Consider the following 3,781-nt stretch of genomic DNA (forward strand, 5'->3'; position numbering starts at 1 on the left):
AACGTTCGAGGCTTTGTGCAGGTTGGGGATTTCGAGTTCCGTCTGCTTGTAAACGTCAGCCAAATGTGTAGGTAAAAGTTGATGATTTATTCTTTTGCTCAATAGCGTTCTGTCGAGCTGGAACTTAAGTTAAATAGTAGTACAAAAGTTGATGGCGAATTCCGTCTAGCCCAACTTGCACAAAACCATATGTTGGCTGCTGTTTTATTCTACGTTGTGTACCACAAATACCAATGATCGTCAATTTTTTTCCATTCTATAATTCGTCCACAGTTAGTATATCCTGGGTTAGTATTGTCTTTTGAATATGCAATTCCTACACAGTTATCAAGCATTCCGTCTAATGTAAAAATTACTTCTCCACTTTCAAGTGTGTCAACAGCAGCAAAGCTTAATTGCGGAATTTCAATTTGTTTATTTTCTTGTCGTGCCTTTTCAATTGCTACAACAGTTTCAGTCATTCGAGATTTGTGAATTGAAAAGAATATTTTGTCAGCTGTATTAATAAGCCCATCTCTACAAGTTAAAAATATTGTCACACTAATGGCAGTTGCAATAAAGTAATATAACTTTCTAAATTTTGTCTGTTTTGTCAATAGAAGAATTATCAAACAGCCGATAATAAATAATGCACAAAATCCTATAAGCCCTAAAAAAGTAAAAATGTCTGTGTGTCTGAAAAATAATAATGCAAAAAAATAAGGTGCAACTAAGGAAAGCATTGTAAACATTTCAGTCTTTGTAAGTCGCATTGGTGATTTAAAAGTTTTGATGGTCTTAAAATGATTTCAAATTATTGTGGTCTGTCTAAATAGCAGCCAACGTACAGGTATTTGTATTGCCAGGGCCATTACTAACGTCCCGCCTGGCTCAGTCGATAAATTATAATCAAAAGCCCATATTTATTATCAAAAGCTAAATTGAAACCGTGACCAGCCTGGGCCGATGCTCATCAATGATCTACTGCTGAAGCTCCATTGTCCCGCCCTGGTAATTCAAATACCACTGTTATACGAACGGCCAACGAAGATTATTGCCCATATTCATTCAGCATATAAAACAATACATCAGAGCTTCATTTAATCGTAATGCTGCAAACATTAGAATAACTGCGGCTTTTCAATATTCATATTCTCACTTATACTTTTGCACCCCACCATACACCATCGCTGGTAGTTGCACCCCAGTAACGCGGTGGTTTTGTGTCCTGGTAATTTATCTACTTTTATGTTGCCCACCTTACCGATCCGAAGACAAGCCGAACATACAACAGGCGGTGTAATGCTTTTATCTGGCAGTTTGCATCCGGGGGTATCGTGCACATTGTAACCAATACAATTCAACGGATGTTTTTACATAAGGTCGCCCACCTTGCTATTGGCTTTGATATATACAACCTGATCCCCCCCCACCCACAGCCTGTTAGCCATTCATTGCTACAACCTTTGAGGGCTAGGTGATGCTCTTGCTGTTCATTCCAATTGACAGCAATACCGTTTCGTATAACGTTCAGGTATTTGTATTGCCAGGGCCATTACTAACGTCCCGCCCGGCTCAGCCATAAATATATTTACAAAAGTTCATTTTCATTTCCAAAAGCCCAATTGAAACCGTGACCAGCCAGGGCCGATGCTCATCAATGATCTAATGCTGAAGCTCCATTGTCCCGCCCTGGTAACACAAATACCACTGTTATACGAACGGCCAACGACGATTATTGCCCATAATCATTCAGCATATATAACAATACATCAGAGCTTCATTTAAGCGTAACGCTGCAAACATTAGAGTAACTGCGGCTTTTCAATATTCATATTCTCACTTGTACTTTTGCACCCCACCATACACCATCGCTGGTAGTTGCACCCCAGTAACGCGGTGGTTTTGTGTCCTGGTAATGTATCTACTTTTATGTTGCCCACCTTACCGATCCGTAGACAAGCCAAACATACAACAGGCGGTGTAACACTTTTATCTGGCAGTTTGCAGCCGGGGGTATCGTGCACATTGTAGCCTATACAATTCAACGGATGTTTTTACATAAGGTCGCCCACCTTGCTATTGGCTTTGATATATATAACCTGAAACCCCCGCACCCACAGCCTGTTAGCCATTCATTGCTACAACCTTTGAGGGCTAGGTGTTGCTCTTGCTGTTCTTTCCGATTGACAGCAATACCGTTTCGTATAACGTTAAAGTATTTGTATTGCCAGGGCCATTACTATCGTCCCGCCCGGCTCAGCCGATTAATTATTATCAAAAGCCCATATTTATAATCAAAAGCCTAATTGAAATCGTGACAAGCCTGGGCCAATGCTCATCAATGATCTACAGCTGAAGTTCAATTGTCCCGCCCTGGTAATTCAAATGCCCTTGTTAGTGGCAGCCATTCCATTGCTTGAAGCTATCGTCATTTCTTCCTTAATGTCGAGTAAATGTCTAATATCGTTTGTAATTCGTCTCTACTTTTTGAGTGTCCAAAAGCATGAATTCGTTGATTCCAACCTTCTCCCTTTTTATTGTCAGCAATTGTTTGAATTGAATATTCTTCTTGACAATTAAATACCATCCACTCCTGTAAGGTGTTAAGAATTTTTCCCATTAATGTCTCTGTTTTGCAACTGTCATTATCTGCGTCAAATTCATGGGGAAAGTTTCCAAAATATAGTCCACCAGATAATTTACCCTTAACGGTTGTGTCTGTTGGTGAAAAATAATATACCGAAAAATCTGGTCCGTTTGATGTCGTGATGGAATAATCAATCGGAACTGATATGACGTAGCCGCTTTCACCGACTGGTTTTTCAGTCAATTTAATATTACTACCATTATTAGCATGACTATTGTCCTTAGTTGCATTGTTATTGCAAGATGTCTGAATAAGAAAAATTAAAGTCAAACAAGACAGTATTCTAAAATTTTTCTTCATTGTCTAAATAATTTTGAATTCTCTACGGTCGTAATTGGGTTGCCACTAACGATTAGGGATTTGGTTTGCCAGGGCCATTACTAACGTCCAGCCCGGCTCAGCCGATATATTATTTACTAATGTCCATATTTATAACCAAAAGCCTAATTGAAACCGTGACAAGCCCGGGCCAATGCTCATCATTGTTCTACTGCTGAAGTTCCATTGTCCCGCCCTGGTAAGCCAAATGCCCTTGTTGGCTGCAGTTTTTATTGAGTTATATTAGGATCGATAGAAAACCCCTTCCAGGTTGATCGCACTTTAATGAACTTATCAATATCATTTAAGTTCATTAGGTCAGAAAAAAAGACCGTCTCTAGTCCATTTAAATGCTCTTGATATTTTGAGTGTTTTTTTCGGAAAGTGTCCCAAAACCTTTTAATGTCTGTTGGGGTCATTTCTTGGCCCTCTTCAAACGAACTCATGTTGTTAAAAACAAGGAGTTCTGCAAAAAACATTTGCAAGTCTTTGAGCTTAATTAATAGTTCTGGAGTTGCCCAGATTGATGATTGGGTCGATTCAATAACTCGTCTCAGAATTTTGTTTGACTGGGAAATGTCCGCTACGTTATAATTTTTTTCGATATTCCTGAGTTCGTTAAAAGCCTTTTCTATTGAAGAGTACGCATCCTTCCTTTTTTCCAGTATATACTTTTTATAGTCATAATGAAAATCAAGCTTTTTTTGCCATCTTCCTACTAAGTAGTTTATCCAACTGGTGAAGCCGGCGATAACAATTCCCTGAATTATAACTAGTGTCCAATCCATTGAATTATTTGTTTCATTTTTATGTTTGTTAAAATTGCAGCCAACG

The 3,781-nt window shown here is 38.8% G+C and carries 3 protein-coding genes; all 3 read right to left on the reverse strand.

Translation table 11 applies throughout. The features are described from left to right. Positions 1-209 precede the first annotated feature (209 nt). A complete protein-coding gene (locus BC349_RS07120) occupies positions 210-752 on the reverse strand; it encodes a hypothetical protein (protein WP_187256050.1) in 543 nt (180 codons plus the stop codon). Positions 753-2,410: 1,658 nt separating this feature from the next. Continuing rightward, on the reverse strand, positions 2,411-2,929 hold the full coding sequence (locus BC349_RS07125; protein ID WP_187256070.1) for a hypothetical protein: 519 nt from the start codon (positions 2,927-2,929) through the stop codon (positions 2,411-2,413). A gap of 248 nt (positions 2,930-3,177) precedes the next feature. After that, the coding region (locus BC349_RS07130; RefSeq protein WP_222840115.1) for a hypothetical protein at positions 3,178-3,781 on the reverse strand (604 nt) is incomplete at its 5' end.

Source organism: Flavihumibacter stibioxidans, assembly GCF_014332695.1.
GTDB classification, from domain to species: Bacteria; Bacteroidota; Bacteroidia; order Chitinophagales; family Chitinophagaceae; genus Flavihumibacter; species Flavihumibacter stibioxidans.

What these genes read in the sequence shown, in the direction of transcription:
- BC349_RS07120 (WP_187256050.1), bottom strand. Translation starts at nt 752, where the DNA reads ATGCGACTTACAAAGACTGAAATGTTTACAATGCTTTCCTTAGTTGCA.
- BC349_RS07125 (WP_187256070.1), bottom strand. Translation starts at nt 2,929, where the DNA reads ATGAAGAAAAATTTTAGAATACTGTCTTGTTTGACTTTAATTTTTCTT.